Annotated in this window: 5 protein-coding genes; 4 read left to right on the forward strand and 1 reads right to left on the reverse strand. The window is 61.3% G+C overall.

All coding sequences use genetic code 11. The features are described from left to right. Positions 1-22 precede the first annotated feature (22 nt). Genes M3I54_RS44065 through M3I54_RS44080 form a run of 4 tightly spaced genes read left to right on the forward strand, consistent with a single transcriptional unit; the run spans position 23 to position 2012 of the window. Positions 23-379 (forward strand): DUF427 domain-containing protein, encoded by a 357-nt coding sequence (locus M3I54_RS44065; protein WP_254346678.1) that lies wholly within the window; start codon positions 23-25, stop codon positions 377-379. A 24-nt stretch (positions 380-403) separates the two neighbouring features. After that, the gene (locus M3I54_RS44070; RefSeq protein WP_254346672.1) at positions 404-1150 is read left to right on the forward strand and encodes an SDR family NAD(P)-dependent oxidoreductase; all 747 of its coding nucleotides are present in this window, start codon (positions 404-406) and stop codon (positions 1148-1150) included. A 25-nt stretch (positions 1151-1175) separates the two neighbouring features. Continuing rightward, positions 1176-1679 carry a DUF3237 domain-containing protein gene (locus M3I54_RS44075; protein WP_254346674.1) on the forward strand — a complete coding sequence of 168 codons (504 nt, stop codon included), beginning with the start codon at positions 1176-1178 and terminating at the stop codon, positions 1677-1679. A gap of 18 nt (positions 1680-1697) precedes the next feature. After that, on the forward strand, positions 1698-2012 hold the full coding sequence (locus M3I54_RS44080; RefSeq protein WP_254346676.1) for a hypothetical protein: 315 nt from the start codon (positions 1698-1700) through the stop codon (positions 2010-2012). On the opposite strand, the gene M3I54_RS44085 is transcribed toward M3I54_RS44080, so the two are convergent. Then, positions 1967-2144 (reverse strand): transposase domain-containing protein (locus M3I54_RS44085; RefSeq protein WP_254343812.1); only part of this gene is annotated, 178 nt, incomplete at its 5' end. The genes M3I54_RS44080 and M3I54_RS44085 overlap by 46 nt on opposite strands.

Below are 2144 nucleotides of genomic sequence, written 5' to 3' on the forward strand. Positions count from 1 at the left end.
ACGCCACCCCATTCTTATCCTGATTGTCGCGCGGCCAAATACCTGCGGCGTCACCATTACACAGCAATCCTCAACGACTGGTGGCTTCAGCTTGATTGTCGCGCGACACCCACTCGCCCGCGTCAATCAACGCCGCGCGTCAATCAATAAACGCTTGCCAGCGTCAATCAACATCGGCATCATCATTTCTGCCGCGACATTCTCAACTTGTTTGTCGCGCGTCTCTCATCCGGATTGTCGCGCCACAGTCTGGACCTACGAGGAGCCTTACGCAACCGTTGCACCGATCCGCGAGCACCTGGCTTTCTACCCCGACCGTATCGACGCGATCGAGGAACTGCCCGCACGCGATTTCCGGTTGATTCCGTTCATGCACTGAACTTCCCCTAACAGGAGAAGCAACATGAGTAACGCACCTGTCGTACTGATCACCGGCGCACTGTCCGGTATTGGCCGCGCCACGGCCTTCGCCTTCGCACGCGACAAAGCTCGCGTCGTGCTTGCCGGCCGACGGGCTGAAGTCGGCGAGAAGCTCGCCGAAGAACTGCGCTCAACCGGCATCGAAGCCGAATTCATCCAGGCAGACGTTCGCCATGAAGAGCAGGTCGAAGCGCTAGTCAAGGGCACCGTCGCACGCTTTGGTCAACTCGACATCGCCGTCAACGCGGCCGGCGTCGAGGGGGAATCGGGCCCGGTCACGGAGCAGACACCCGAGCGCTACGCAGCCGTCTTCGATGCCAACGTGCTCGGCACCCTGCTCGCGATGAAGCACGAGCTGCGCGTGATGACGGCCCAGCAGCGCGGCAGCATCGTGAACGTGTCGTCGACGATGGGCCTGCGCGGCGCTGCAGGCATGTCTATCTACACGGCCAGCAAGCATGCCGTCGAAGGCCTCACGAAGTCCGCTGCATTGGAAGCCGCCGCCTCCGGCGTGCGTGTGAATGCCGTCGCGCCCGGTCCCATCGATACGGAGATGCTCACCCGGCTGACCGGCTCCAGTGAACGCAAGGCCGCCATGCTGTCGAGCGTCCCGTTCAAACGTGCTGGAACGCCCGAGGAAATCGCCGAGGCTATCGTCTTCGTCGGATCGGACAAGGCCAGCTATATGACCGGCGAAATCCTGCGCGTGAACGGCGGCAGGACCGCCTGAACCCGTCAGATGAGATGACAACACCATGTCCGCAAGCCATACACCCCAATTTGACGATCTCCCCCCGGTCATGAAGGAAGTCCGGACGCGGCCGCTGTTCGTGGTCCGTCTGGGCGTCAAGCCAATCGTAACGGTCGGTCAGACACCAGATGCCTTGCGCCGCGTCGGCATCGTTGAATCCGGCACATTCCAGGGCGACCGGCTCACCGGTACCGTGCTGGACGGCAGTAACGACTGGCAGACCGTCCGCGGTGATACCGGCACGACGCATGACGTGCGCCTCACGCTGCGCACTGACGACGGCGTCAACCTCCTGATGTCATACCACGGCGTCCGGTATGGTCCGACCGACGTGATTCAGCGCCTGGAACAGGGGGAAGTCGTCGACCCCGCAAGTTACTACTTCCGCATCAACCCCATTTTCGAAGCGCCAGCCGGACGCTACGAATGGCTTAACGGCATTCTGGCCGTCGGCGTCGGCCACCGCTTCGCCTACGGCCCCGTATACAGCGTATTTGAAGTGCTCTGATTCTCACTGGAGAACACCATGACCAAAACCACCGCCGCACAGAACAAGGCCCTGCTCCTCGAAGCCTTCGATACGCTCTTCAATCAGCGCGACTACGCTGCCGCCGAGCGTTTCTGGTCTGATTCCTATATCCAGCACAGCGCGCACATCGCGCCTGGACGTAAAGGGCTGTTCGACCTGATCCGTACCCTGCCCGACACGTTGCGTTACGAGAACCGTATGCGATCCACGAACGACGCCCTTCAGAGTATGGTAGCGGAGCGCGTGAGGTGTGATAGTGATGCGGGTCAGCGGAGGTCCGCCGGCATTTTCCAGGGAAGCAACGCGTCGTAGTCGTCGACGGTTTTCGCCAGAGGCAGGTGTTGGAACAGCCAGGTGAGGTACCGGTAGGGATCGATGCTGTTTGCCTTGCAGGTCTCGACGAGCGTATAGAGATTGGCGCTCGCGTTCGCGCCTTCGACGGTG

It is taken from the genome of Paraburkholderia sp. CNPSo 3274 (assembly GCF_024206475.1).
Taxonomy (GTDB): Bacteria; Pseudomonadota; Gammaproteobacteria; order Burkholderiales; family Burkholderiaceae; genus Paraburkholderia.

Coding starts and splice junctions, on each gene's coding strand:
- M3I54_RS44080 (WP_254346676.1), top strand. CDS start 1,698: ATGACCAAAACCACCGCCGCACAGAACAAGGCCCTGCTCCTCGAAGCC.
- M3I54_RS44070 (WP_254346672.1), top strand. CDS start 404: ATGAGTAACGCACCTGTCGTACTGATCACCGGCGCACTGTCCGGTATT.
- M3I54_RS44075 (WP_254346674.1), top strand. CDS start 1,176: ATGTCCGCAAGCCATACACCCCAATTTGACGATCTCCCCCCGGTCATG.